At 68.3% G+C, this 24,230-nt stretch carries 21 protein-coding genes and 1 tRNA gene; 13 read left to right on the top strand and 9 right to left on the bottom strand.

The genetic code is table 11. The annotated features are described in order from the left end of the window. Positions 1-12 precede the first annotated feature (12 nt). Positions 13-1,422, top strand: a complete 1,410-nt coding sequence (cysS, locus tag ACQP2E_RS36705) for a cysteine--tRNA ligase (protein WP_433827537.1) — start codon at positions 13-15, stop codon at positions 1,420-1,422. Then, the gene (gene rlmB / locus ACQP2E_RS36700; protein ID WP_433827536.1) at positions 1,422-2,552 is read left to right on the top strand and encodes a 23S rRNA (guanosine(2251)-2'-O)-methyltransferase RlmB; all 1,131 of its coding nucleotides are present in this window, start codon (positions 1,422-1,424) and stop codon (positions 2,550-2,552) included. The genes cysS and rlmB overlap by 1 nt, the downstream gene beginning before the upstream one ends. Here the strand turns inward: rlmB and ACQP2E_RS36695 are convergent. Next, the gene (locus ACQP2E_RS36695) at positions 2,549-3,646 is read right to left on the bottom strand and encodes a PQQ-binding-like beta-propeller repeat protein (RefSeq protein ID WP_433827535.1); all 1,098 of its coding nucleotides are present in this window, start codon (positions 3,644-3,646) and stop codon (positions 2,549-2,551) included. The genes rlmB and ACQP2E_RS36695 overlap by 4 nt on opposite strands. A gap of 36 nt (positions 3,647-3,682) precedes the next feature. Next, on the bottom strand, positions 3,683-4,492 hold the full coding sequence (locus ACQP2E_RS36690; RefSeq protein WP_433827534.1) for a helix-turn-helix domain-containing protein: 810 nt from the start codon (positions 4,490-4,492) through the stop codon (positions 3,683-3,685). A 79-nt stretch (positions 4,493-4,571) separates the two neighbouring features. Here ACQP2E_RS36690 and ACQP2E_RS36685 point away from each other — a divergent pair, with 79 nt between their 5' ends. Then, positions 4,572-5,567: an NADP-dependent oxidoreductase gene (locus tag ACQP2E_RS36685; protein WP_433827533.1), complete on the top strand. Its 996-nt coding sequence runs from the start codon at positions 4,572-4,574 to the stop codon at positions 5,565-5,567. 146 nt (positions 5,568-5,713) lie between these two features. Here the strand turns inward: ACQP2E_RS36685 and ACQP2E_RS36680 are convergent. After that, positions 5,714-5,787, bottom strand: a tRNA-Thr gene (locus ACQP2E_RS36680). A gap of 139 nt (positions 5,788-5,926) precedes the next feature. Here ACQP2E_RS36680 and ACQP2E_RS36675 point away from each other — a divergent pair. Together ACQP2E_RS36675 and ACQP2E_RS36670 are read left to right on the top strand one after the other, a co-directional pair. Continuing rightward, positions 5,927-7,015 carry an ABC transporter ATP-binding protein gene (locus ACQP2E_RS36675; RefSeq protein ID WP_433827532.1) on the top strand — a complete coding sequence of 363 codons (1,089 nt, stop codon included), beginning with the start codon at positions 5,927-5,929 and terminating at the stop codon, positions 7,013-7,015. A gap of 258 nt (positions 7,016-7,273) precedes the next feature. After that, the gene (locus ACQP2E_RS36670; protein WP_433827531.1) at positions 7,274-7,687 is read left to right on the top strand and encodes a GNAT family N-acetyltransferase; all 414 of its coding nucleotides are present in this window, start codon (positions 7,274-7,276) and stop codon (positions 7,685-7,687) included. Between the two features lie 1,134 nt (positions 7,688-8,821). Here ACQP2E_RS36670 and ACQP2E_RS36665 read toward each other — a convergent pair. Next, a complete protein-coding gene (locus ACQP2E_RS36665) occupies positions 8,822-9,352 on the bottom strand; it encodes an MSMEG_6728 family protein (protein ID WP_433827530.1) in 531 nt (176 codons plus the stop codon). 96 nt (positions 9,353-9,448) lie between these two features. Between ACQP2E_RS36665 and ACQP2E_RS36660 the strand changes: the two genes are divergently transcribed. Beyond that, positions 9,449-10,936 carry a PQQ-binding-like beta-propeller repeat protein gene (locus ACQP2E_RS36660; RefSeq protein WP_433827529.1) on the top strand — a complete coding sequence of 496 codons (1,488 nt, stop codon included), beginning with the start codon at positions 9,449-9,451 and terminating at the stop codon, positions 10,934-10,936. 139 nt (positions 10,937-11,075) lie between these two features. Here the strand turns inward: ACQP2E_RS36660 and ACQP2E_RS36655 are convergent, their stop codons facing one another. Further along, entirely contained in the window at positions 11,076-11,936 is an 861-nt protein-coding gene (locus ACQP2E_RS36655) for a hypothetical protein (RefSeq protein WP_433827528.1), read from the bottom strand. A gap of 137 nt (positions 11,937-12,073) precedes the next feature. Here ACQP2E_RS36655 and ACQP2E_RS36650 point away from each other — a divergent pair, with 137 nt between their 5' ends. After that, positions 12,074-13,819, top strand: coding sequence for an NAD-binding protein (locus ACQP2E_RS36650; RefSeq protein WP_433827527.1), 1,746 nt, complete (start codon positions 12,074-12,076; stop codon positions 13,817-13,819). A 10-nt stretch (positions 13,820-13,829) separates the two neighbouring features. Here the strand turns inward: ACQP2E_RS36650 and ACQP2E_RS36645 are convergent, their stop codons facing one another. Beyond that, a complete protein-coding gene (locus tag ACQP2E_RS36645; protein WP_433827526.1) occupies positions 13,830-15,059 on the bottom strand; it encodes a DUF4032 domain-containing protein in 1,230 nt (409 codons plus the stop codon). A gap of 89 nt (positions 15,060-15,148) precedes the next feature. Here ACQP2E_RS36645 and ACQP2E_RS36640 point away from each other — a divergent pair, with 89 nt between their 5' ends. Beyond that, the gene (locus ACQP2E_RS36640; RefSeq protein WP_433827525.1) at positions 15,149-16,552 is read left to right on the top strand and encodes a trypsin-like serine peptidase; all 1,404 of its coding nucleotides are present in this window, start codon (positions 15,149-15,151) and stop codon (positions 16,550-16,552) included. A gap of 9 nt (positions 16,553-16,561) precedes the next feature. Further along, positions 16,562-17,266: a phosphatase PAP2 family protein gene (locus ACQP2E_RS36635; protein WP_433827524.1), complete on the top strand. Its 705-nt coding sequence runs from the start codon at positions 16,562-16,564 to the stop codon at positions 17,264-17,266. Here the strand turns inward: ACQP2E_RS36635 and nagA are convergent. The 3 genes from nagA to ACQP2E_RS36620 are packed head-to-tail and all read right to left on the bottom strand — an operon-like array spanning position 17,234 to position 20,183. Next, positions 17,234-18,343, bottom strand: coding sequence for an N-acetylglucosamine-6-phosphate deacetylase (nagA, locus tag ACQP2E_RS36630; protein ID WP_433827523.1), 1,110 nt, complete (start codon positions 18,341-18,343; stop codon positions 17,234-17,236). The genes ACQP2E_RS36635 and nagA overlap by 33 nt on opposite strands. Beyond that, positions 18,340-19,263, bottom strand: a complete 924-nt coding sequence (locus tag ACQP2E_RS36625; RefSeq protein ID WP_433827522.1) for an ROK family protein — start codon at positions 19,261-19,263, stop codon at positions 18,340-18,342. The genes nagA and ACQP2E_RS36625 overlap by 4 nt, the downstream gene beginning before the upstream one ends. Then, positions 19,260-20,183 (bottom strand): SIS domain-containing protein, encoded by a 924-nt coding sequence (locus tag ACQP2E_RS36620; protein WP_433827521.1) that lies wholly within the window; start codon positions 20,181-20,183, stop codon positions 19,260-19,262. Before ACQP2E_RS36620 ends, ACQP2E_RS36625 begins: the two co-directional genes overlap by 4 nt. A 192-nt stretch (positions 20,184-20,375) precedes the next feature. Between ACQP2E_RS36620 and ACQP2E_RS36615 the strand changes: the two genes are divergently transcribed. From ACQP2E_RS36615 to ACQP2E_RS36600, 4 genes are all read left to right on the top strand, one after another. Next, a complete protein-coding gene (locus ACQP2E_RS36615) occupies positions 20,376-21,161 on the top strand; it encodes a DeoR/GlpR family DNA-binding transcription regulator (protein WP_433827520.1) in 786 nt (261 codons plus the stop codon). 657 nt (positions 21,162-21,818) lie between these two features. After that, positions 21,819-22,145 (top strand): contact-dependent growth inhibition system immunity protein, encoded by a 327-nt coding sequence (locus ACQP2E_RS36610; RefSeq protein WP_433827519.1) that lies wholly within the window; start codon positions 21,819-21,821, stop codon positions 22,143-22,145. A 49-nt stretch (positions 22,146-22,194) separates the two neighbouring features. Beyond that, positions 22,195-23,187, top strand: a complete 993-nt coding sequence (locus ACQP2E_RS36605) for an ATP-binding cassette domain-containing protein (protein ID WP_433827518.1) — start codon at positions 22,195-22,197, stop codon at positions 23,185-23,187. Then, positions 23,184-24,182: an ABC transporter permease subunit gene (locus tag ACQP2E_RS36600; RefSeq protein ID WP_433827517.1), complete on the top strand. Its 999-nt coding sequence runs from the start codon at positions 23,184-23,186 to the stop codon at positions 24,180-24,182. Before ACQP2E_RS36605 ends, ACQP2E_RS36600 begins: the two co-directional genes overlap by 4 nt. Positions 24,183-24,230: the final 48 nt, after the last annotated feature.

Raw genomic sequence — 24,230 nt, 5'->3', positions numbered from 1 at the left:
TACCCTTGTACGGTGACGCTGCGCTTGTATGACACCGCGACCCGATCGGTCCGGGATTTCGTCCCGATGACCCCCGGTCAGGCGGGGATCTACCTGTGTGGTCTCACCGTGCAGTCATCACCACACATCGGGCATCTGCGGTCCGCGGTCAACTACGACGTTCTACGTCGCTGGCTGCTGCACACCGGCTTCGAGGTGACCTTCGTCCGTAACGTGACGGACGTCGATGACAAGATCCTGCAGAAATCCCAGGAGCAGAAACGTCCGTTCTGGGCGATCGCCTTCGAGAACCGTCTTCTGCTGGACCGTGACTACCGCTCGCTGAACGTTCTGCCGCCGACCTACGAGCCGCTGGCGACCGGGCACATCATCGAGATGCACGCCCTGATTCAGACCTTGATTTCGCGCGGCAATGCATATGCGGCCGACGCCGGCGATGTTTACTTCAACGTGGCATCGTTTCCGGAATATGGTGCTTTGTCCGGTCAGAAGCCTTCCGACATGCGCTCGGCCGGGGACGCACCCGACCGTCACAAGAAGGACGCACGGGATTTCGCTCTCTGGAAAGGTGTCAAAGACACCGAGCCCGATGACGCCACCTGGCCCTCGCCGTGGGGTAAAGGCCGGCCCGGCTGGCACATCGAGTGCTCCGCGATGGCCCGGCGTTACCTCGGCGACGAGTTCGACATCCACGGTGGCGGCCTCGACCTGACCTTCCCGCACCACGAGAACGAGATCGCCCAGTCCAAGGCGGCCGGCCTCGGCTTCGCCCGTTACTGGGTGCATCACGCGCTGCTCAACCTCGGCGAGTCCAAGATGAGCAAGTCGCTGGGCAACGTGATCGACCTGGACTCGCTCGTCGAGTCCGGCATCCGCCCGGTCGAGGTGCGCTACTACCTGGCATCCCCGCACTACCGCTCCCGGATCGACTACTCCGAGGAGGCGCTGCGCGAGGCCGCCGTGGCGTACCGGCGGATCGAGGGGTTCGTGCAGCGCTCCGTCGAGGTGGTCGGCCCCGGCCGGCCCAAGACGGTGCCGCCGGCGTTCGCCGACGCGATGCACGACGACCTGAACACCTCGGCCGCGCTCGCCGTCGTGCACGACACGATCCGTGAGGGCAACACCGCGCTCGCGGCCGGCGACGAGGCCGGGATCCGGGGCGCGCTCACCGCGGTCCGGGCAATGCTGGGTGTGCTCGGGATCGACCCGCTCGACCCCGCGTGGGACAACAGCGGCGAGAGCGGCAACGACTTGAAGCCGGTGGTCGACGGTCTCGTCGCCCTGGCGTTGGAACAGCGGGCACAGGCCCGCGCACGGAAAGACTGGGCTGCCGCCGACTCGGTGCGGGACCAGCTCAAGAACGCGGGTATTCAGGTGGAGGACACTCCGACCGGGCCGCGCTGGACGGTAGGAGAGCACTGATGCCAGGAAATACTCACAACGCGAGCAAGCGCGCCACCGCCAAGAAGGGCGCCGCCATGGGCTCCGGCGGCAAGAACCGCGGGAGCCTCAAGGGCCGGGGCAAGACCCTGCCCGCCGACGAGCGCCCGTGGCACAAGGGTTACTCGGGCACTGAGAAACTGCCCGAGAAGACCGCGCGCAAGCAGGACAAAGAGCGCCGCGCGGCGGCCGCCGAAGGCCGGGCGCCCAAGATCGGCCAGCCAGGCACCAAGGACACCACCTGGGGCCGGGGCGGTGGGCGTGGCACGAGCATGACCCGGGCCACTGCCGCTGCCCGTGGTGGCCGGGCCTCCGGTCCGCGTGGTCCGCGGGTCGCACCGGGCCGCAAGTCCAACCCCACCAAGGAAGGCCCCGAGCTGCTGCTCGGCCGCAACCCGGTGGTCGAGGCGCTGCGCGCTCTGGTGCCGGCGACCGCGCTCTACGTGGCGCAGGGCATCGACATCGACGACCGGATCACCGAGATCGTCCGGACCTCCGGCGACCGGGGCATCCCGATCCTGGAGATCAGCCGCAACGAGCTCGACCGGATGACCGGTGGCGTGCTGCACCAGGGCGTCGGGCTTCAGGTGCCGCCTTTCGCGTACGAGGACTTCGACGACCTCGTCGCGGCGTCGCTGGAGCAGACCGCCCCGCTGCTGGTCGCGCTCGACGGCATCACCGACCCGCGCAACCTCGGCGCCGTGATCCGCTCGGTCGCCGCGTTCGGTGGGCACGGCGTGTTCATGACCGAGCGGCGTGCGGCCGGGATCACCGCGACGGCGTGGCGTACCAGCGCCGGCGCGGCGGCCCGTGTGCCGGTCTCCCAGGTGGTCAACCTGACCCGTGCCATCAAGGCGGCGCAGAAGGCCGGGTTCACCGCGATCGGGCTGGACGCGGACGGTGAGACCGACCTGTACCAGCTCGAGGCGGCGGTCGGCCCGCTGCTCGTGGTGGTGGGCTCGGAAGGCCGCGGGCTGTCCCGCCTGGTCGGCGAGACCTGTGACCTGCGGGTCGGCATCCCGATGGCCTCCGACGTGGAGTCCTTGAACGCCAGCGTGGCGGCCGCGGTGACCCTTGCCGAGGTCAGCCGCCGCCGGCGGGCCCAGGGCTAGAAATACGCGCGCAGGCGGTCGCCGTCCGTGAGGAACAGGCGGCCGCCCGCGACAGCCGGCGGGTAATGCTGGTCGCTCGGCATTCCGCCCTTCATCGGCTTGCCGGTCACCGCGTCGGCAATCGACAGCGGTGAGTTGATGCCGGACGGGCTGAACAGCAGGGCGCCGGCGCGTACCGGCTGGCCCGCCGCTTCCGGCAGCTGCACCGACCAGAGCTTGCGTCCGGTCGCCGCGTCCAGGCACTGCACGCTGCGATAACGCGGGAGGTACACCCGTTTCTCGTCGGCGGTCACGCCTGGCGACGGCATGTCGGACTTCCAGATCGTCGAGCCGTTCGCCGCATTCACCGCGGTCAGGGCGCCGCCGGTGCCGCTGACGTAGAACCTGGTGCCGGCTGGGTCGCTGCCTACGGCGTACCAATTCTGGGTGGTCTGCCAGACGGTTCCGCCGGTCCTGATGTCGACGGCTCGGGCGCCGCTCTCGGTGGTGCGCAGGAGCAGCCGTCCGCCGGAGGAGAGCAGGCCGTCGCCCCGGGTCCCGGTGAGCCGCCACAGCCGGCCGCCGTCACTGAGCCGGTAACCGGTGGTGCTGAGCGTGTAGTCCGGCCGGGTGTCGACCACGGCCACACCCCGATCCACCACCATGTCCTGTGCCGGCCCGCCGATCGGGACCTCCCACAGCCGGGCTCCGGTCGTGGCGGAGAAGGTGGTCAGGAAGCTTCCCTGGCCGTCGCAGGTGTAGGTGAGCGTGACGATCTTGCCGTCGGCGATCGCCATCCGGGTGATCCCGCGGCGAACCAGCTTGGTGAACCAGCGCCGGGCGCCGGTTGCCGGGTCGAAAGCGGCGAAGCCTCCGGCCACGCTGGAATAGACGTTGCCGCCCGCGATCAGCGGTTCCCGGCCGATTTCGCACTCCGGCGAGCCGTGGGTCGGGATCTCCCACCGTTTGGCGAGCTTCGACGAGTCGAGGCCTTTCTCCAGTGGGTTGTAGAAGGTCGCGCCCGGGCCGTACCCGGGCTGAGTCCACTCAGACGGAGGGCCTGAGAGGGGCAGGGTCAGGACCGCGACCAGCGCGGTCACCAGTACGGAACTCATACAAGATCAACGCGCCGGTCGTCGATAAAGACGCGATCAACCCGGCACCCGGCTCAGCGCCTCCTGCGACGGCGAGCCCGGCTCGATCGCGAATGTCACCAGCCACTGATCAAGCTCGCCACTGGGCTTCATGACGTCGACGGCGACCTCGATGTCACCCGCGACCGGGTGCCGCAGACGACAGGTGATGCCGGCCCAGTCCGCCACCTGGTGCTCGGCCCAGAGCCGGGAGAACTCGGCGCTCGACGAGCGCAGTGACCCGACGGCGGCGCCCAGCTCCCGGTCACCGGGGTAGCGGCCAAGACTCAACCGCAGGTACGCCACGTGCTGGCGGGCCAGCGGCTCCCATTCGGTGTCGGCGATCATCGATCGAAAGGAGCCGTCCAGGAAGACCAGATGCGGCCAGGAACTCCCTGCGAGATCGCCGAGAAGTCGTTTGGCAGGCTCGTTCCCGGCCAGGATGTTGCCGTGCCGGCCGTGCACGAACGCGGGCGCGTGCGCCATACCCTCGATCAGGCACAGCAGGTCCGGCCGGACCTTCGGCTCGCCCGGCCCGCGATCGAACCGCGGCGGGTGGACCAGGTTGGTCAGGTGTTCGCGCTCGTCGGCGGTCAATCGCAACGCGCCGGCCACGGCGTCGAGGATCTCGGTCGAGACGCCGCGGCCGTGCCCCTGTTCCAGCCGGGTGTAGTGGGTGACGCTCACCCCGGCGAGTTGAGCCAGCTCCTCGCGGCGGAGACCCGGGACCCGCCGGCGTTCGCCGTACCGGGGCATGCCGACGCTCTCGGGCTGCAATCTGGCCCGGCGTGACATCAGGAAGCCGGTCAACTCCGCACGGTTGTCCACCGCGCCAAGGGTAGTCACGAGGTGGGTACCCAGCCCAGGGTGCTGGTTAGCGATGATCCGGAATCGGATGCTCGTGGGCATGGCAACCAACATCACCAGCCGGGAGATCCGGCTGGCCGGCCGCCCGCACGGGGTACCCGGCCCGCAGCACTTCGAACTGGTAAGCGACACCGTCCCGCCGCTCGCCGCCGGGCAGATCCTGATCCGCAACACCTGGATGTCGGTCGATCCGTACATGCGCGGCCGGATGGACGACGTGCCGTCCTATCTCACGCCGTTTCAGGTCGGTGCCGCGCTGGACGGCAGCGCGGTCGGTGAGGTCGTCGACTCCCGGTCCGGGGACATCCCGGTTGGCGCGACGGTGTCCCACTTCCTGGGCTGGCGTGACTACGCCGTCGTCGACGCCGCGTCCGCGCAGCTGGTGGACGTCACGGCTGTGCCGCCGCAGGCATACCTCGGTGCGCTCGGCACCACCGGCCTGACGGCGTACGTCGCGCTGACCGAGGTGGCGCCGGTCCGCCCCGGCGATACCGTGTTCATCTCAGCGGCGGCCGGAGCGGTGGGCAGCGTCGCCGGCCAGATAGCAAGACTCCTGGGGGCCAGCACGGTGATCGGCTCAGCAGGCGGCCCGGAAAAGACCAAGAAACTGACCACCGACTTCAACTTCGACGTGGCCCTTGACTACAAGGCAGCCCCGATCGCCACCCAGCTGATCCGAGCAGCACCCCAGGGCATCGACGTCTACCTGGACAACGTAGGAGGCGACCACCTGGCGGCCGCGATCACCGCAGCCAAACCCCGGGCAAGGTTCGCCCTGGTAGGGGCAATGAGCACCGAAATTCCAAAGAACCTCTTCGAGGCCTACTGGAAGGAGCTGACCCTGCGAGGCCTACTGGTCACCTCGTACTTTGACAAGTTCCCGGAGTGGACCGCCCGCGCAACCACCTGGCTGACCACCGGCACCCTGCAAACCACCGAAACGGTCCTCCACGGCCTGGACCAGTCCCCACAAGCCCTGCTAGGCGTACTAAAAGGCGAAAATATCGGAAAAATGCTAGTACGTCTGACCTCTTGAAAGAGAGAAGCGCAACCCCCCACAAAGCGCAACCCCCCACAAAGCGCAACCGATCGTCAACGTGGGGGGTTCGGGGGGCTCGGCCCCCCGGCAAGCGAAGCGAGCGCCTGTGCCTGCGCTCTCCGCAGGCACAGGCACCCAAAGCGAGCCCCCGGTCGGGATCGAACCGACGACCTCCCGTTTACAAGACGGGTGCTCTAGCCATCTGAGCTACAGGGGCGTATCAGGTCTCAGCATAACGTCCTGCGATTTGGCTGCCATCTTGGCAGGTGGGTGAAAAACAATTACGTTTGCCAGGCAGTTCCTTCTACTCGGATCGTCCGGCACGTTCCTGCCGGTGGAAAGGAAGTCGATTCACCATGGCTACCGTCACTTACGACAAGGCCTCCCGGATCTACCCGGGCTCTGAGCGTCCCGCCGTCAACGAGCTGAACCTCGAGATCGGCGACGGTGAGTTCCTCGTTCTGGTCGGCCCGTCCGGCTGTGGCAAGTCCACCAGCCTGCGCATGCTCGCCGGCCTTGAGGATGTCGACCGCGGTCGCATCCTGATCAACGACAAGGACGTCACGCACCTCCCGCCGAAGTCCCGTGACATCGCGATGGTGTTCCAGAACTACGCGCTGTACCCGCACATGACGGTGTACGAGAACATGGCCTTCGCCCTGAAGCTGCGCAAGACTCCGAAGTCGGAGATCGACCGCGCGGTCAAGGAAGCCGCCGCGCTGCTCCAGCTGGAGGAATACCTTTCGCGTAAGCCGAAGGCGCTCTCCGGTGGTCAGCGTCAGCGTGTCGCGATGGGCCGCGCGATCGTGCGTCAGCCGCAGGTCTTCCTCATGGACGAGCCGCTGTCGAACCTCGACGCCAAGCTCCGCGTCCAGACCCGCTCGCAGATCGCCTCGCTGCAGGCCAAGCTCGGCGTCACCACCGTTTACGTGACCCACGACCAGGTCGAGGCCATGACGATGGGCCACCGGGTCGCCGTCATGCTCGACGGTGTCCTCCAGCAGGTCGACACCCCGCGGGCGCTCTACGACACCCCCGGCAACGTCTTCGTCGCCGGCTTCATGGGCTCCCCGGCCATGAACATCAAGACGGTCCCGCTCACCGAGGAGGGCGCCACCTTCGGCTCGATCAGCATCCCGCTGACCCGCGAGCAGATCGCCGCCGCCCAGCAGGGTGGCGACGGCAAGGTCACCGTCGGTTTCCGCCCGGAGGCCGCCGAGGTCGTCACCGAGTCGACCGGCGCCCTCCCGATCGTCGTCGACCTGGTCGAGGACCTCGGTTCGGACGCCAACGTCTACGGCCACTCCGAGGTCGGCGGCGCTTCCGAGCGCTTCGTCGTCCGCACCGAGCGTCGTTACATGCCGAGCATGGGCGAGACGGTCTACATCAAGCCGAACGCCAGCGCCCTGCACGTCTTCAACGCCGGCTCCGGCCAGCGCATCTGAAACTGAAAACCAGGCGTGGCCTCTCCGATCGGGGAGGTCACGCTTTTTCTTTGGTACGCAAGACCACAAGCCACGTCATTTTCCGCCCCTGACGGCCCCGGCCCGGCGCGTCCCGCCGCCGGCCCCGGCGCGCCTTTCTCTTGGAGCACCCGCCGCCGGGTGTGGCGCGGTTTTGGCCTGTCTCTTGGAGCCCTCGCGGCCGGGCCCTGGCGCGGTTTTCGCCTGGAGCACCCATCGGCGGCTGGCTATCGTGGCGAAATGCGCATCGAACGAGTAACCGCCGCCTCCGATGTCCACCGTGCGGCAGACCTTTTCGACGCGCCCCCGCTGGAGGAAGCCACCACCCGCTTCCTCGCCGACACGAACCACCACCTCCTCCTGGCGTACGACGAGGAGAACCGCCCGGTCGGCATGATCAGCGGCGTCGAGACCACCCACCCGGACAAGGGCACCGAGATGCTGGTCTACGAGCTGGGGGTGGCCCCGGTGGCCCGCTTACAGGGCGTCGGCACCGCCCTGGTCGAGTCGTTGGCCAAGATCGCCCGCGAGAACGGCTGTTACGGCATGTGGGTAGCCACCGAGTCGGACAACAAGGCGGCCCTGGCAACCTACCGCCGAGCCGGAGCTTGCGAGGAAATGACCTTCACCCTGCTGAGCTGGGACCTGAGCTAACCCGACGCACTCGCCTAGGCGACCGCCCGACCCGGCGACCGCCCGGCCCGGCCCGGCGACCGCCCGGCCCGGCCCGGCCCGGTCGAGGGAGCCGGCCGAAGTCCAATGACCTGTCTGAGCTGCGGGCACTGTTCTCTACCCCAGCGGTTCCGAAGTCAACACGCCGCGACTGCCCGCCAGCCCGTAGCTGCGCCAGGGCAACGCCTCGGCGGGGCATAGAAGCGGCAATCTCGTGAAACTGAGCGGCACTCGAGTTTCGTCAGCCGTGGAGCGGTAGCGGGTTCGGGGCGGGGTGGCGGCGTGGCGCGGCGTGGCGGCGTGGCGCGGGGTGGCGGCGGGGCGCGGGGTGGCGCGGGGTGGCGGCGTGGCGCGGCGTGGCGGCGTGGCGGCGTGGTGGGGTGGCGGCGTGGTGGGGTGGTGGTTTTTCGGTGCGAGGCGCCGCTCGGAGATCTTGTGCGGTTTGGCCGGCCGATCGACCAGGGGTGCACGAGTTTGCGAGACGGCCGTCCTTCACCATTCTGGCGTGGTGAGCGCGGTGCTTCACGGGTTCGACGGGGTGAGCGTGGTGCCTCGCCGTTGCGACGTGGTGAGCGGGGTGCTTCGCCGATCTTGTGGAGTTTGGCGAACCGTTTGCGCGTAACTCCGCAAGATCGGCCCGGGCCTGTTCGATCTTGTGGAGTTGTGCGGGCACGTCTGCGGGGAAGTTCACAAGATCCAGGCGAAGCGGCCCGAAGCGGCCCGAAGCGGCTCGAAGCGGCTCGAAGAGGCTCGGAGCGGCTCGAAGCGTCTTGAAGCGGCTCGAACCGGCTCGGAGCGGCTCGAACCGGCTCGGAGCGGCTCGAACCGGCTCGGAGCGGCTTGAGCCGGCTTGAACGGGCTCGGAGCGGGACAGAGCGCGACAAAATTCGACAGAGCCGGGGCAAGCGGGGCAGAGCGCGGCAGGGCAGGCAGGGTGCGGCAAGGCGGGCAGAGTGGGGCAGGTTGGGCAGGTAGGGCTAGGGCCGGCAGGGCGGGGCAGGCGGGCAGAGCGCGGCAGGGCTGGGTGGAGCGCGGAAACGAGGTGGGTGGCGTGTTGCCGGCCACGGTTCGCCGTTGAATCTTGTGAGCGAGCGCCGTCGTGAGGGCTGGGCTGCGCTAGGCCGTTGTCGGCGGGGTGTTTTGGGTTTCAGGTTGGCGGGGCTTTGTCGTTGCTGGGGGTTTTGGACGGGTTGCTGGGGGCCAGACGTAGGGCAGGTCGTCGGGGAGGGTGGGGCCGAACAGGGGGCGGTAGTGCGCCGGGTCCTTGCGTAGGAGGGCTGAGCGGTGGCTCTCGTGCAGGGGATCGTCGCCCAGCCAGGGGGGCATGTCGCCTGCTGCGGAGAGTTCGGCCGCTGTGCGGATCTCGGTTATGCCGGTTGCCGTTCGCAGGTCGGTCAAAAGGGTCGTGGCGCAGGTGTCGGCTCGGCCGGTGGCTGTCCATGCCGCGCAGATGTCCAGGCCGTAGCGGACCAGGGCTTCCTCGTATCCCTGCCACATCTTGACGGCCGGGTGGTGGCGCCAGCCGTAGCCGGGCTGGATCAGGCCTCGGAGGACCTGGATCGTTTCGACGCGTTGTTTGCCCAGCCGCTTCGGGTCGAGGGTCTGCGCGCTGCCCGTGAAGTCCGGGTATGGCAGGAAGGTCTGCACATCACGATCGTCTCCAGGTCGCGCGTCGGCAAACCTGCTACCTGGGGATCGGTAGCATGACGGGCCGACGACGGTGGTGGATGAAGGGGTGGCGGGATGGGGGAGAAGGACGGGTACGCCGAGCCGGTCGACCCCTGGGCGACAGCCGAAGCCGCCGCGGTCGCGGCCGGACATCAGCTGCCCCATCAGATGAGCCCGGAAGATGACGTCACCTGGACGATCGCGGGGACGCCGACGGCACCGGCGACTGTTGAGAAACCGGTCGTCAAGGCGTACAGGAAGCGGGTTTTGATCTTGGTGGTGGCCGGCGTCGTCGCGCTGGGCTTGACCGCCGCGGTGGTTTTCTGGCCGGGTGTCCGGGCGCTGGATTTTCACCCGGTGGAGGAGATCGCCCGGTTTGATCCGGCAGTGGCGATCAGTTCGGCCTGGTCAGACGCCGAGGTGATCGGGGATCGAGCCTATTTTGCCAGTTCGGATGCGGACGGGCGGCTCGGTGTGGTCGCGGTCGACACCGATGGGCAGGAGGTCGTCTGGAGTAATCCGGCGGCCGGTGTCTCGACGCTCTGGGATCGGATGATCGCGCTGCCTGTGGGGTTGGTGGTCTTCTCCCACCTGGAGTCCGGCACCGGCAAGATGCAGATGCGGGTGCTCGGTGCGGACGACGGCACGGTGTTGTGGAACCGGATGCTCGGTGGATCGGACGTCGTGCACATCGGCGCGGACACGATGGTGCTTGTCGACCGGGTGGAGTCGCGGCTGCTCGGGCTCGATCTGGCGAGCGGCAAGGTCCGGTGGGAGGAAAAGGACCCGGACTCGACGACCGTCGTCACGGTCACCACTCCGGCGGACCTGGCCGGGCCGGCGGGTTCGGCGGGGCGGCCGTTTTCGCCGAACGTGTCGGACGACGACCGGTTCGTGCAGATCAACAGCGATCGGTCGGTGAGTGTGCGGGACATCCGTACCGGAAAGATCGCCAAGACCCGGCCCAGTGTCGCCTCCACCTCCGACGAGGTGGTCGCCCACGATGGCCGGTTGTTCGTGCAGGAGTCCGGAAATGCTCAGCGGATCTTCGCCTATGACTTGGAGACGCTCGGTGAGCCGGCGACGCTGCACACCGCGGCCCCGGCGGCTTCGATGAGCGATCTGACCCCGTGCGGCGAGTCGCGGCTCTGTTTCGTTGAGACGGCCGGATACCGCCACGACAAGGACCAGGTGGTGGCCGTGGATGCGGTCAAGGGCGGCGAGGTCTGGCGTCGTGACGTGGCCGACGTCGAGTCGCTGACACCGGTCGGTGAATCGTTGCTGGTAGTGGCGGACGAGTCGAGCACGTTCCTCGACGCCAACGGTGATCCGATGTGGACCGTGCCGGGCGTTGCGGTACGCCTCGACGCCGGCAATGTCCTGCGATTCTCGGACAGTCTGACGACGTCGGTGAGCAGCCGTTCGCTGTCCGGGGTTCACGTAGGTGACGAGGCCACCGAAATGGGTCTGCTGCGGGATGTGCGGCCGGGCGCCTGCGGTTGGAACACGACGGTTCTCGCCTGTGTGCGAGAGAGCGATTTTGCCCTGTTCTCGTTTGCCTGAGAAGTGCCCGCGAAGTGCCCGAGAAGCGCTCGAGAAGTGCCCGAAAAGTGCCCGAAAAGTGCCTGCGGAATGCCTGAAGCTGCGCGAGAGCGCGCGCCGCTGGACGCTGGCGGCGCGCGCTCTCGCTGGGATCAAAGAATTAGTTGAGGCCTTCGGTGGGCTCTTCGAGCAGGCGCGGGTCATCGACCTTGTCCCGCGCGGCGATGCTGGGAGAAGCAGCGGCACTGGGGGAAACAGCGGCACTGGGGGAAACAGCGGCACTGGGGGAAACAGCGGCACTGGGAGAAGCGTCGACACTGGGAGAAGCGGACGACGGCGCGATCGAAGCCGGGGATGACGGCACGGCCCGGCCGGACTGGAGCTGCACCGGCGAACCACCGAGCGGCAGCCCGGCCACATCGTTCCCAAGATCATCGAGCCTGCGCTGGACACCACCGACCACCGGGAGCTCGGCAGGCTTGCGAGCCGCCTCCGCCCGCGGGGCGCCATCAGTGCCGATCCCGTCCGGCCCGAGTGCCGTGAAACTCCGCGTCCCACCGCTGATCAACGTCTCGAACGGCAGGTTGGAGAACGCGGCGTCCTTGGCATCCAGGGCGGCCGGCCCCGGGTTGGGCAGCCTGCCGAGCGTTCCAGGTGTCCGGCTCGCCGCCTTGCCGCCTGCGGCGGCAGCAACACCGGCTCCGGACGGAAGGGTCCCGCTCACCACGTCGGCTGCGGGCAGGAGAGGCGAGGCCTTCTTTTCGGTACGCCCAGCATCGGTACGCCCAGCATCGGTACGCCCAGCATCGGTACGCCCAGCATCGGTACGCCCGAAGCCCCCCGCCGAATAGTTGATCAGCGGCTGTCCACTGAGCGGGTCGGTGGCGAGCGGCGCGAACTCCCGCAGATCGCCGGTCTCCTGCAGGGCCGCGGACAGTGGGCTCTCGTCGGCCAGGGCAGGCGCCGCCCCGAAGAGCAGGATTCCACTGGCGATCGCTCCGGCACACCACAACTTCCGCACTGATCATCTCCAAGCCGCTTCGGACGATGGGCAGACGCCACACCCACCGGGCTAATACCCACCAAGTCGGACGAATGGTTCGGATGGGGCAACGAGCGGCCCCGGCCAGGGGTTCCGGCTGACTACGATCTGCGGACGTGAGTGTTCTACCGGCAAACCAGCCCGAGTCCGATCAGGACAGCCGACTCCACCTGGTGCTCTGCGGCGCGGATGCCCTGGTCTACACGCTTGCCGAGGAGCTGGCGAACTCACGGGACCGGATCCGGATCACAGTGATCACTCCCCATCGGGTACGTGCCGACGTACCCGATCTGGCCGGACTGGCCGACCGAGGCGTCGAGTGGCAGAAAGCCGATCGGCTGGACGAGAAGGCGTTCGAGGAAGCCGGGCTCGCCGGCGCCACCGCTCTTGCGCTGGTCATGCCGGACGACATGACGAACCTACACGCCGCGCTCTGTGCCCGTGAGGTCGAGGCGACGCTGCGGGTGGTGGTCCGGATGTCGAGCCGTGGCCTGTCCAAGAGTGTCGACCGGCTCTTCCCGGACTGCGCGGTTCTCTCCGATGCCGAGATGGCGGCGCCGGCCTTCGTCGCGGCGGCGCTCGGCGAGGTCGCGCCCACCCATTTCCGGCGGGCCAACCGGACGCTGTACGTCGCACAGCGGGCCGACGTACCGGCTCGGCGTACCGTCCTGACGCTGACCGTCACCGACGCCGAGGGTGAGGTGAGCGTGCTGCCGGCCGAGCCGTCACCCGGCGAGATGCTGCCGACCGACCTGGTGCTGGCCGAGGCGGTCGGTCGTCCTCCCGGCGAGGACGTGACCCGGCGGCTGCTCTCCCGGGCCGGTCGCCGACCGCGTCGGCTGCTCACGTTCGCCCGGGCGATACGCGCCGCGCTGAGCCGCAAACTGGGCATCGCCGTCATGATCACGATTGGCACCACGCTTGTTGCCGGCGCGGTCCTGAACGGATACGACAACAATCCGCACAGCCCCTGGGAGCAGATCTACATCACCCTGTTGACCGCTGTCGGCTCGTCCGATGTGGAAGAGGAACGCAACGCGATCGCCCAGGCCGCGCAGCTCGTGCTGACCCTGGCCGGCCTCGCACTGATCCCGCTGATCACGGCGGCAGTGGTGGACGGCATGGTCAACGCGCGTCTGGCGCTCACCCAGGGCCGCCTCACCAGCGAGCTTGCCGACCACGTGGTGCTTGTCGGGCTCGGCACGGTCGGCACCCAGGTGATGCGCCAGCTGCACGACCTCGGCGTACGCGTGGTCGCGATCGACCGGAACCCGAACGCACCGGGGGTGAAGCCGGCCCGGCAGCGTGGCATCCCGGTGATAACCGGCGACGCGGCGTCCGAGGAGACGCTGCGGGCCGCCTCGATCGACACCTGTCAGGCGCTGGTGGTGCTCTCCACCAATGACCCGGTCAACCTGGAAGCGGCCCTGCGCGCCCGCAGCAACCACGAGGACCTGCGGGTGGTGCTGCGGCTCTTCGACGACGACTTCGCCCAGCGGATGGAGTCCGCCTTCCAGATCAACACCTCGCGCAGCGTGTCCCGGCTGTGCGCGCCGGTCTTCGCGGCCGCGTTGCTGGAACGCGACGTGCACACCACCATCCCGGTCGACAGGCACGCCGTGCTTGTCGCCACGGTCACCGTCGCCGCCGGCTCGGAGTTGGACGGTGCACCGCTGGAACACGCCGAGCACCCGGGCGAGTCACGGGTGCTCGGGATGTCCGCGAACGGCGGCGAGTGGGTCGACTGGGTGCCGGACCGCCGCCGGGTGCTGGCCGAGGGCGACCGGATCCTGGTGGTCGCCCGGCGAGGCGGTCTGCGAGGGCTGAGCGAGCTGGCCGGCCCTGGAAGAAAGCGCGGCTAGAGCAACGCGGCTAGAGCAACCCCGCCTCGACAGCGCTCAGATCATCCGCGTCCACACCCAGCACGGCCTGCTCGTCCGGCTTGTTGACCAGGACCTCGGTCAAGTACGACCCCACGGCTGGGCCCATCCCGACGTCCCGGCCGGCCCGCTCGGAGAGCAGCCACTTGTGCTGAATGATCTGCGAGAAGATCTCCTGCGGCTCCAGTTTCTGGCGCAGGTTCGCCGGGACGGCACGGACCACCGGCTCGAAGACCTCGGTGAGCCAGCGGTGGGCGGCCTGCTGCTCGTCGGTGAGGTGGCTCTCCGCCCGGTACGTGTCGAGGTCGTTGAGCAGCTGGCGGGCCTGATTCTCCTCGGCATCGAGTCCGGTGAGCCGCATGAGGCGGCGGGTGTGGTACCCGGCGTCGACCACCTTCGGCCGCACCCGGTAACCGCCATCCATCGTGGACATCGACACCTCGGCGACGTCGAAGCCCATCTCGTTGAGGCGGCGGATCCGGCGCTCGATGTGGTGCCGGGCGTCCTTCGCCACTTCCTGCTCGTACGTGACCTCGTGCCACAGCCGCTCGTACCGCGCCACGATGTCGTCGACCACGGACATCGGGTCGATCGACTCGTGCAGCAGCTCGGCGGCCTGCAGGTCGAGGCACTCGCCGAAGATGTTCAGCCGGAGGATCTCGATGTCCTCGCTGCGCTGGCCCTCGGAGAGCTTCGGGTACAGATTGCCGGTCTCGGCGTCCACCAGGTACGCCGCGAAGGAGCCCGCGTCCCGCCGGAACAGCGTGTTCGACAGCGAGCAGTCACCCCAGGAGAAGCCGGTCAGGTGCATCCGCACGATCAGCGCGGCCAGGGCGTCCAGCAGCCGGTTCATCGTCTCCGGCCGCAGCACCCGGGAGAACAGGGCGCGGTACGGCAACGAGAACTGCAGATGCCGGGTGACCAGCACGGTCTCGAGGGGTTCGCCCTCCTTGGTCTGCCGGTCGGTCGCGATGGCGACGGCCTGCACCGCGGGGAAGTCGATCCGTTCGAGCGCGCGGAGGAGGTCGTACTCCTTCTCGGCGATCCGCTCGCGGGTCTCCTTCATCGCGTAGACGGTGTCGTTCAGCTTGACGAACCGGACGATGTGCCGCGAAATGCCCTGCGGGAGTGCGACCAGGTGATCTGCGGGCCAATCCTCCAGGGGAATGTGCCACGGCAGGTCCAGGAGCGCGGGGTCGATGAGGGCAGAGGTGATGCGCACCGCCCCAGTGTGCCCGTTCGCCCGGCGCGTCGCGTACGTACGTGGCTCGTTACACAGGTGCGAAACGGCCGACGACGTACGGGAGTGGCATGCGACGCAAGACTGGCATCGTCATCGGCACGTGTGCCGCCTTCGCGCTGGCCGGCACGGCCACTGCGGTAGTGGTGACACAGGCCGGCGATCGCCCGGTCGGCACCTGGCACGAATCGCCGCCGTTAGCGCGTACCCAAGTGGCAGCGCAAGCGAAGGCGCCTGCCGCGACCATCGAGGAATCGGCGCGCGCGGAGCGCGCGACAGTGACAAAGACCCCGGTCAAGAGCGCGAGGTCAGCGCCGGTCAAGCCTTCTGCCGCGGCTTCCGCCCCGGCCTCCGCCACGCCACCATCCCCGGGTACGCGGGAACGGCCCATCGAGTCCGCGACAGCCACCGGTGGCCGGGAGCGAATCGGCGAGCTGGTGCCGGTACGCAAGGTGCTGGAGTACCTGAGCGGGCCGAAGGTGCAGAAGTTCCACTACCCCGGCGCGTCGTACGTGAAGGTGCACTTCGACCGGATGGCGATGCTGCCCGGGGACTATCTGACCGTCTCGAACCCTTCGGGCACCGAGAGCTATCGGTACGACGCGCCGAAGGAGCCTGAATCCAGCCGGTGGGCCATGTCGATCACCGGGGAGACCGCGGTGGTCCGGATGCACCGGGCGGTGAACCCGCTCGGACTCGGCGACCTGCTCGGCGATCTCGGGGTGCGGGTGGACCGGGTGGCCAAGGGTTTCGACCGTACCGAGAAAGCTTCCAAACGGCAGAAGGCCGGACCTGGCCGGGAGGAGTCGGTCTGCGGGGCGGACACCTCCAGCGACGCGGTCTGTTACCAGTCGGCTGACCCGGTCGCCTACACGAAGTCGAAGGCGATCGCCCGGCTCCTGATCAACGGGACCGAACTCTGCACCGGCTGGCGGGTCGGTCCGCAGAACCGGATGATCACCAACAACCACTGCCTCACGTCGACGGGCGAGGCCTACGACACCGAGGTGTGGTTCAACTACCAGTGCGCCAAGTGCGGCGGGTACGACGTCTTCAAGCCGACAAAGGTCTGGGGCGACAAGGTGCTCGCCACTGATAAGACGCTTGATTACACGCTCTTCTCGGTCGACGGGTTCGCGACGGTGGAGAAGTTCGGATACCTCACCTTCGACACCACCAGGCCGGTACGCGGGCAGGAGCTCTACGTGCCTCAGCACCCGGCCGGCGAACCCACCAAGATCGCCGGGGCCAAGGGTGACAAGGCCAGCAACTGCGCGGTCGAGAACCCGGATTACACGGGGTACACCGCGCATTCGGATGTTTCGTATTTTTGCGACACGGCTGGGGGTTCGTCCGGTTCGCCGGTGCTGTCGCGGCGGACCAACAAGGTCGTGGCGCTGCATCACTTCGGCGGGTGTCCCAACTCCGGTGTCCGGGGAGACCTGCTGGCGGCCAGGTTGCGCACGTACCTCTAGTTTTGTGGTGTGACAGTTGTACTTCGCAGGCGGGTGTCCAGCTGGTGGCCGGACCTGCTGGCCGTGGTGGCCTTCGTGGGCTTGACCGTGGCGCTCGCCTCCGGCCACCTGCTGGCGTTCGACCAGCGGGTGGCCGACTGGGCGTTCGCGCACCAGCCGGCGGCCGTCTACTGGCCCGCGCGAGTGCTGAACTATCTCGGTCAGGGCGGGCAGGTGCTCACCCCGATCTCACTGATCCTGACCGGCCTGCTGCTGTACCGGACCAGGTCGGTGCGCGCGGTGCTGCCGTTCGTGGTGGCGTTCGTGCTGACCTACGTCACGATCGGTCCGGCGAAACTGCTCTTCGACCGGGCCGCGCCCGCCTTCACCGGCCCGGACAAGACCGAACTCTTCAACCCGGCGGCCATCGGCAAATACGGGATGAGCTATCCGTCCGGGCACATGGGCAACGTGCTGGTCTGGTACACCGTGATGGCCCTGCTGCTGACGGCCCTGCTGCACCGGCAGTTGACGCGTACCGAGTGGCTGGCGATCCGGGTGGCCCCCGTGGTGATCGTCTTCTGCACCACGGTTTACCTGGGCTTCCACTGGGTTACCGACTCGGTCGCGGGGGTGCTGCTGGGTCTGGTTCTGGCCCGCCTCCTCACCCGAATCCCCTGGGACACGATCCCGCTGCCCCCGTTACGAGGCTGGGAACGCCCCGCCGGCCTGTAGCGGGACGCCGGCGTGGATTACCTGTTTCAGGTTCAGGTCGGCGTCGAGGATCACCAGGTCGGCTCTCAGGCCCGGGGTGATTGCGCCTCGGTCGGTGAGGCCGAGCAGGCGGGCCGGGGTGGTCGCGGCCATCGTTGCTGCCTCGGTCAGGGACAGGCCGGCCGCGACAGCGTTGCGCAGCGCGACGTCCATGGTCAGGGTGCTGCCGGCGATCGAGCCGTTGTGTGCCAGCCGGGCCACCCGGTCGGCGACCACGACCTCCTGGCCGCCCAGCTCGTATCGGCCGTCCGGCATGCCGGTGGCGTCCATCGCGTCGGTGATCAGGATGGCGCGGTCCGGGCCGGTGCTGCGGGCGGCGAAGGCCAGCATGCCCGGGTGCAGGTGGATGTTGTCGGCGATCAGCTCGACCGCCGCGATCGAGGAGAGAAGACCGACGACCGGTCCGGGTTCGCGGTGGTGCGGCGGGCGCATTCCGTTGAAGAGGTGGGTGCCCACGGTCGCGCCCGCTGCCATTCCGGCCTGGGTCTGATCGTACGAGGCGTCGGTGTGCCCGATCGCCGCCAGCACACCGTGATCGCGGAGGAACGTGATTGCCTCCAGGGCTCCGGGGAGCTCGGGGGCGATGGTCATCATGCGTACCGTGTCTGGACCGGCCTTGACCAGCTCGGTGAGCTCGACCGGTACGGGGTCTCGCAGGTATGCGGGATTCTGCGCACCGCAGCGCGCATGGGAGAGGTACGGGCCCTCGAAGTGGATGCCGGCGATCACGCCCTCGGCGACCAGCGGCTGGTACGCCTCGACGGCGTCCCGCATCAGCTCGAACGGTGAGCTGACCAGGCTCGCCAGCATCGTCGTGGTGCCGTGCCGCAGGTGGAAGGCCGCAGCCTGCCGAGCCGCTTCCGGTTCACCGGTGGTGAAGGTGTGCCCTCCGCCGCCGTGACAGTGCAGGTCGATGAAACCGGGCACGATGATGTCAGTGCCCGCGGCGTCATCCGAGGTGACAGCTTCAATGATTTCGCCTTTTATGGCTATATGTCCGCTAATGATGCCGTTCGGAGTGACGATCCGGCCGTTCACTGTGCCTCTTCAAGGGTGTCAAGGGCGAGCAGCGCCGCGCCCAGGCAGCCGGCGGTGTCGCCCAGTTCGGCCCGGACGATCTCCGGCGGGCGGTGGAAGGTGACCCGCTGGGCGAGCGCGGCACGCACCGGCTGGAGCAGGTCGTCGCCGGCCTCGGCCAGCCCGCCGCCGAGCACGATCACCCCGACGTCGTAGAGCGCCTGCGCGGTCAGCAGACCGTCGGCGAGCGCCTCGACCGCGTCCTGCCACACCTTTCGGGCGAGTTCCTCACCCGCCGCGGCTCGGGTCGCCACGTCGAACGCGGTGGCGCCGGGCTCGCCGGACAGTTCCGCGTACTTCCGCCCGATCGACTTCGCCGAGGTCTCCGCCTCCAGGCAGCCGCGCAGGCCGCAGCCGCACGGCGTGCCACCCGGCCGGACCACCACGTGCCCGAGCTCGCCGGCGGCGCCGTGCGCTCCGGAATAGCCGGAACCGTCGACCACCAGACCGGCCGCGATACCCGTGCCGATCGCCACGAACAGCACGTGCCTGCGCCCGCGCCCGGCGCCGAGGCGCGCCTCAGCGAGGGCACCCACCCGAACGTCGTGGCCGAGCGCGGCGGGCATGCCCAGCCTCTGCCGTGCAAGATCCCTCAGGGGTACGTCCCGGAAGCCCACGTTCGAGGACCAGACCGCGACGCCGGTGACCTCGTCGACCACACCCGGCACCGCGATGCCGGCGGCGACCGGGGTGAGACCGTCGGCACGCGCCTTGCCGGCGAGCGACTCGGCGATCTCCAGGATGTTCTCAGTGACCGCGGCCGGGCCACGCTCGGCCCGGGTGGGGTGACGTTCCTCGTGGTGAACCGTGCCGTCCGGCCGGACCAGGGCGCACTTCATCCCGGTGCCGCCCACGTCGAGGGCGACGACGGCTTGGCTCATTTCAGGACTACAGAGCGGGTGAGGTTGCGCGGGTTGTCCGGGTCCAGGCCCTGGGTGGTCGCGAGCAGCACGGCGACGCGCTGGGCCAGGATCAGGTCGGCCATCGGGTCGAGCGGGTCGCGTCCGCCGACCCAGCTGCCGAGGGAGGCGTAACCGCCGTGGTGGCGGCTGTGCAGGAACGCGGCGCCGGTCGCCTCCACCTCTTCGGTGAGGCCGTCCGGGACGTCCCCGAAGGCCCACACGACGCGGCGCGGGCCGGCGATCGAGATGGGTCCGTGCCGGTAGTCCATTGCCGGGTACGACTCGGTCCAGAAACCGGCCGTCTCCCGGCACTTGAGCGCGGCTTCCTCGGCGAGGCCGACGGTCCAGCCGCGGCCCAGGAAGGTGATCTGGTCGAAGAGGGCCGGGTGCACCGGCAGCGGCATGCGTACCGCCACCTCGGCGTCGGTCGCGGCGACCTCCATGTCCTCGCCGAGGGAGGCGCGGAGCAGGGCGAGCACACTGGTGGCGAACCGGGTCTGCACGACCGAACGCTCGTCGGCGAAGTCCAGCACCACGGCGTTCGTGGCGATCTCGGCGGCCGGCTGGGCACGGTCCGCGGTGAGCACGGTGACCGGTGCGGTCTCGCCGAAGGCGCGCATCACGTCGAGCACCTCGGTGGTGGTGCCGGAACGGGTGATCGCGACGAGTCGGTCGTACCGTCGATCAGGCGGGAAGTCGGAAGCCTGGAAGGCGTCCGTCTCGCCCTGTCCGGCCTTCTCGCGTAGTGCCGCGTATGCCTTCGCCATGAACCAGGAGGTGCCGCAACCGACGACGGCGACCCGCTCCCCGGTGGCCGGCAGGCCCGGTGCCGTGGCTAGCTTCGCTGCCTGCCGCCAGCACTCCGGCTGAGTCGCGATCTCCGCTTTCACATGGCTCATGGCTGTTCCTCACACCGGTAGTAGCTGCGCATTCGCGCTCGGTTCCCGGGACTTTCGCGCGTTATTGTGCTCATGACGCTGCCGTGGGGGCAAGTTCTGCGAGACCTTCGAGCACCGTGTCGCTTTGCTTCCGGGCCTTTCGCGCAATAATGTGCACACACTTATCATGAAACGTGCAGCTGGGAGTGACGGGTGGACCGGTACGCGCGGTGGAATGCCCTGCTCGAGCTACTGACCGAGAGTGGCCGGGTCACGGTCGAAGAGGCCGCGGACACCCTCGACGTGTCCCAGGCGACCATCCGCCGCGACTTCGACCAACTTGCCCAGCAGCAGATGATCACCCGCACCCGGGGTGGCGCGGTCGCCAACGGAGTGTCGTACGACCTGCCCCTGCGATACAAGAGCGCCAAGCACTCGGCCGAGAAACAGCGCATCGGTGAGGCCGCCGCGAAACTGGTCACCCCCGGCACCGTGGTCGGCCTCAACGGCGGCACCACGATCACCGAGGTGGCCCGCGCGCTGGCGGTCCGCCCCGATCTGAACGCGGTCGGCGAGGGCGCCCAGCTCACCGTCGTGACCAACGCGCTCAACATCGCCAACGAGCTGCTGGTCCGCTCCCGCATGAAGATCGTCGTGGCCGGCGGCGTGGTCCGCCCGCAGTCCTTCGAGGTGGTGGGCCCTCTGGGCGGCGCCCTCCTCAAGGAGGTCACGATCGACATCGTCCTGCTCGGCGTCGACGCGCTCGACGTGGAGCTGGGCGCGGCGTCGCATCATGAGGGCGAGGCCGCGATGAACAGCCTGATGGTCGCTCGGGCCAAGAAGGTCGTGGTGATCGCTGACTCGTCGAAGCTGGGCGGCCACGCGTTCGCCCGGATCTGCCCCATCTCCAAGGTGGAGACCTTGGTGACCGATTCCGGAGCTTCACCCGCAGTGGTGTCCTCCTTCCGTGAAGCAGGAGTAGAGGTGATCACCGCCTGACGACAGGCGTGGTTCCGGTGCCCGAGCCGGCAGATCTAGGCAACCTCTGCCCGCCGTGTGACCTTCCCTCGCCTAGATCGCGCAAGGTAGCGAATGGGTTCGCTGATTGCCGGCTGATTAGGTCGTCGCCCGGGAAGGCGGCGCTCAGGGTCCCGCCGGGGCGACGAGCGGGCCAATTCCGCAATCTTGGAGATTTCTGGTTGCGGAGTGTCACGCGCTGTCAGGGCGAGGCCGGCCGGTAGCCGATGTGTGGAACATGGTGGTGCCTCCAGGCTCCGCCGGTTTCCACGATCGGCCGCGATGCCCGCGGGCACGACACGCAGAGCGATGCGTGTTGATTTAGGGTGCGTTTCGAACCTGAAGTCAACACGCAGCAGCCGTTTGGCCGCGTGCGTGTCGGCAGTGGGTGCGGATTGGACCCTAAATCAACACGCTGGACCTTAATCGACACACTGGACCCCTCTGTCGACATGCTGCCGCGCCAACTGCCACGTGCGTTCTGATCTTGTGAGTTTCAGGTCGGTCCGATGGCGCAACTACACACCGTTGTCGACTTCGCGAATTGACCAGCGGGGTCAGCACTGGAAGCCAGCTCGCGTCATCCGGAAGGAACGTGCCGTACATCAGTCGGAGCCGCCCGCTGACTCCACTCGCCTCGTGGCGACCGTGCACGCTCTGCGCAGCAGGCCGATCGGTGAGCTCGGCACTGAGAGCCTGCGGCTGCTGATCAGCCGGCAGGTGGGTCTGGCGGTGCTCGTGCCGGAGGCGCTGGGGGTGTTGGAGGCCGATCCGCTCGCCGAGGGGGACTTCTATCCGGGTGATCTTCTGACCGCGGTTCTCCGGGTGCCCGCGGAGCACTGGGCCGTTCATCCGGACCAGGGTGCGCGGCTGCGGGCGGTGCTGGCTGCCGTTGATCCGGCGGAGATCGACGACGAGGTTCAGGCCGAGATCGCGAAGCTTGGGAGTGGCGCTTCGGGGTGGTGACCGGATTACGGGATCCCGGTGGTGGCGATCTTCACCTATCGTGCGGCGCATGACCGCCGTACTCGAGATATCAGGGCTGCGGAAGACCTATCGCGGCCGTAAAGGTGTCCGGAATGCGCTGGACGGCTTCGACATGGTTGTGGAAGCCGGCCAGGTGCATGGATTTCTCGGGCCCAATGGCTCCGGCAAGACCACGACGTTGCGTACGCTCCTCGGCCTGATCAAGCCCAATGGCGGCCGGATGGCGATCCTCGGGCGTGAGGTGCCGAGGTATCTGCCCGAGGTGGCCCGCGAGGTCGGTGCCATTGTGGAGAGCCCGCAGTTCTTCGGGAACTTCACCGCCGAGACCACGCTGTCGCTGCTCGCCGACGCCGGGGGTGTGAATCGCAACCGGGTCGTGTCGGTGCTGGACCTGGTGGGTCTGCGGGACCGGGCGAAGGAGCGGGTCAAGACGTACTCGCTCGGTATGAAGCAGCGCCTTGCGGTCGCTTCCGCGCTGCTCAAGGAGCCGAAGCTGCTCATCCTGGACGAGCCGGCGAACGGCCTGGACCCGGGTGGCATCCGGGAGATGCGCACGCTGATGCGGGACCTGTCGGATTCCGGGATGACGGTGCTGCTCTCCAGCCACATCCTCGGTGAGATCCAGTTGATCTGTGACTCGGTCACGATCATCTCGGCCGGCAAGCGGGTCACGTCGGGTTCGGTCTCCGAGGTACTGGCGCAGCACACGAGCGGTGGCGTCAAGGTGCGCCTCGAACCGGGTGTCGACCTGATGGGCGCGGCCCAGATGCTGCGCGCTGCAGGCGCCCAGGTCGCCCTGGAGAAGGACTACTTCACCGTCGGCAACGCGAGCAACCCGGCGCAGATCACCAAGCTGCTGGCCGACCAGCAGATCTACGTGAGCGAGCTGACTCCGGTCGCGGCCGACCTGGAGGAGGTCTTCCTGGAGCTCACCGGCACCGCGCCGGTGGCGGGTCACAGCCGGCAGGTCGACGAGTCCGCGGTCAGCGCGGGTCCGAGCAAGGGTGGGTGGGGACAGTGAGCCTGTACAGCGCCGAGACCCGTCGTCTGTCCAAACGACGGATGACCCGCGTCTTCCTGGTGCTGCTGGTGCTGGCTCTGGCCGCGGTGGTGGGCGGTACCGGATTTGTCAGCAAGCAGCACACGCCGGCGGTTCTGGCGCAGGCGAAGGCCGACGCGGCTGCCGCTTACCAGCAGGACACCGGGTACGCCAACGAGGAGAAGACGCGGTGTGCGGCGGCGCCCGAGCAGTACGGGGGCAACTGCGACAGCCTCTGGACGCCGTCCGAAAGCGACTACGTCGCCGAGAACTATCTTCCGGCGATCTTCAACTTCCGGGAGCTCTTCCCGACGATGCTCTTCGTGCTCGCGGTCCTGCTGGCGCTTGCGGCTTTCGCGATCGGGGCGTCCTTCGTCGGGGTCGAGTGGCGTACCGGCGGCATGATGAACCTGCTGCTCTGGCGTCCTCAGCGGATCCGGGTGCTGGTCACCAAGCTCGCCGCGCTGCTGGGTGCGCTCACCGCGCTGACCGCGTTCACCACGGTGCTCTGGACGGCGGCTTTCTGGGCGATCGGCAAGTACCGCGGCGAGACCGGACGGCTGACCTCCGGCGTCTGGCAGTCGTTCGGCCTGACCAGTCTGCGTGGCCTGGTGCTGGTGCTGGTCGCCGCGACGCTGGGCTTCGGGATCGCCTCGATCGGGCGGCACACCGCTGCGGCGTTCGGTGTCGCTATCGGTGCGGTGGTCGTTCTTCAGTTCGGCCTCGGCACGGTTCTCAACCTGGCGCAGGTGCGGTTCTCCGATCTCTATCTGGCGCCGTATTGGATCGTCGCGTGGCTGGACAAGTCGGTGGAGATCACGGATTGGAACGCGCCGTGTGACTTCTCCGCCACGAGCGGTTGTGAGCAGCCGGTTTTCACTATCACGTGGCAGATGTCCGGTGCGGTGCTGGCGGCCCTCTTCGTACTGGTTACGGCGACAGCGATGTGGACAATCCGTAAGCGCGACATCACGTGATGTAACGTACGCGGGGATCGCCGGCTGCGTTTATGCTGGTGATCCCCT

It is taken from the genome of Actinoplanes sp. CA-015351, from assembly GCF_050955685.1.
Classification (GTDB): domain Bacteria; phylum Actinomycetota; class Actinomycetes; order Mycobacteriales; family Micromonosporaceae; genus Actinoplanes.
The sequence above is the reverse complement of the archived record's forward strand: the minus strand, read 5'-3'. Positions and strand labels throughout refer to the sequence as shown.

Coding starts and splice junctions, on each gene's coding strand:
- rlmB (WP_433827536.1), top strand. CDS start 1,422: ATGCCAGGAAATACTCACAACGCGAGCAAGCGCGCCACCGCCAAGAAG.
- ACQP2E_RS36695 (WP_433827535.1), bottom strand. CDS start 3,646: ATGAGTTCCGTACTGGTGACCGCGCTGGTCGCGGTCCTGACCCTGCCC.
- ACQP2E_RS36685 (WP_433827533.1), top strand. CDS start 4,572: ATGGCAACCAACATCACCAGCCGGGAGATCCGGCTGGCCGGCCGCCCG.
- ACQP2E_RS36675 (WP_433827532.1), top strand. CDS start 5,927: ATGGCTACCGTCACTTACGACAAGGCCTCCCGGATCTACCCGGGCTCT.
- ACQP2E_RS36670 (WP_433827531.1), top strand. CDS start 7,274: ATGCGCATCGAACGAGTAACCGCCGCCTCCGATGTCCACCGTGCGGCA.
- ACQP2E_RS36660 (WP_433827529.1), top strand. CDS start 9,449: ATGGGGGAGAAGGACGGGTACGCCGAGCCGGTCGACCCCTGGGCGACA.
- ACQP2E_RS36640 (WP_433827525.1), top strand. CDS start 15,149: ATGCGACGCAAGACTGGCATCGTCATCGGCACGTGTGCCGCCTTCGCG.
- ACQP2E_RS36625 (WP_433827522.1), bottom strand. CDS start 19,263: ATGAGCCAAGCCGTCGTCGCCCTCGACGTGGGCGGCACCGGGATGAAG.
- ACQP2E_RS36620 (WP_433827521.1), bottom strand. CDS start 20,183: ATGAGCCATGTGAAAGCGGAGATCGCGACTCAGCCGGAGTGCTGGCGG.
- ACQP2E_RS36605 (WP_433827518.1), top strand. CDS start 22,195: ATGACCGCCGTACTCGAGATATCAGGGCTGCGGAAGACCTATCGCGGC.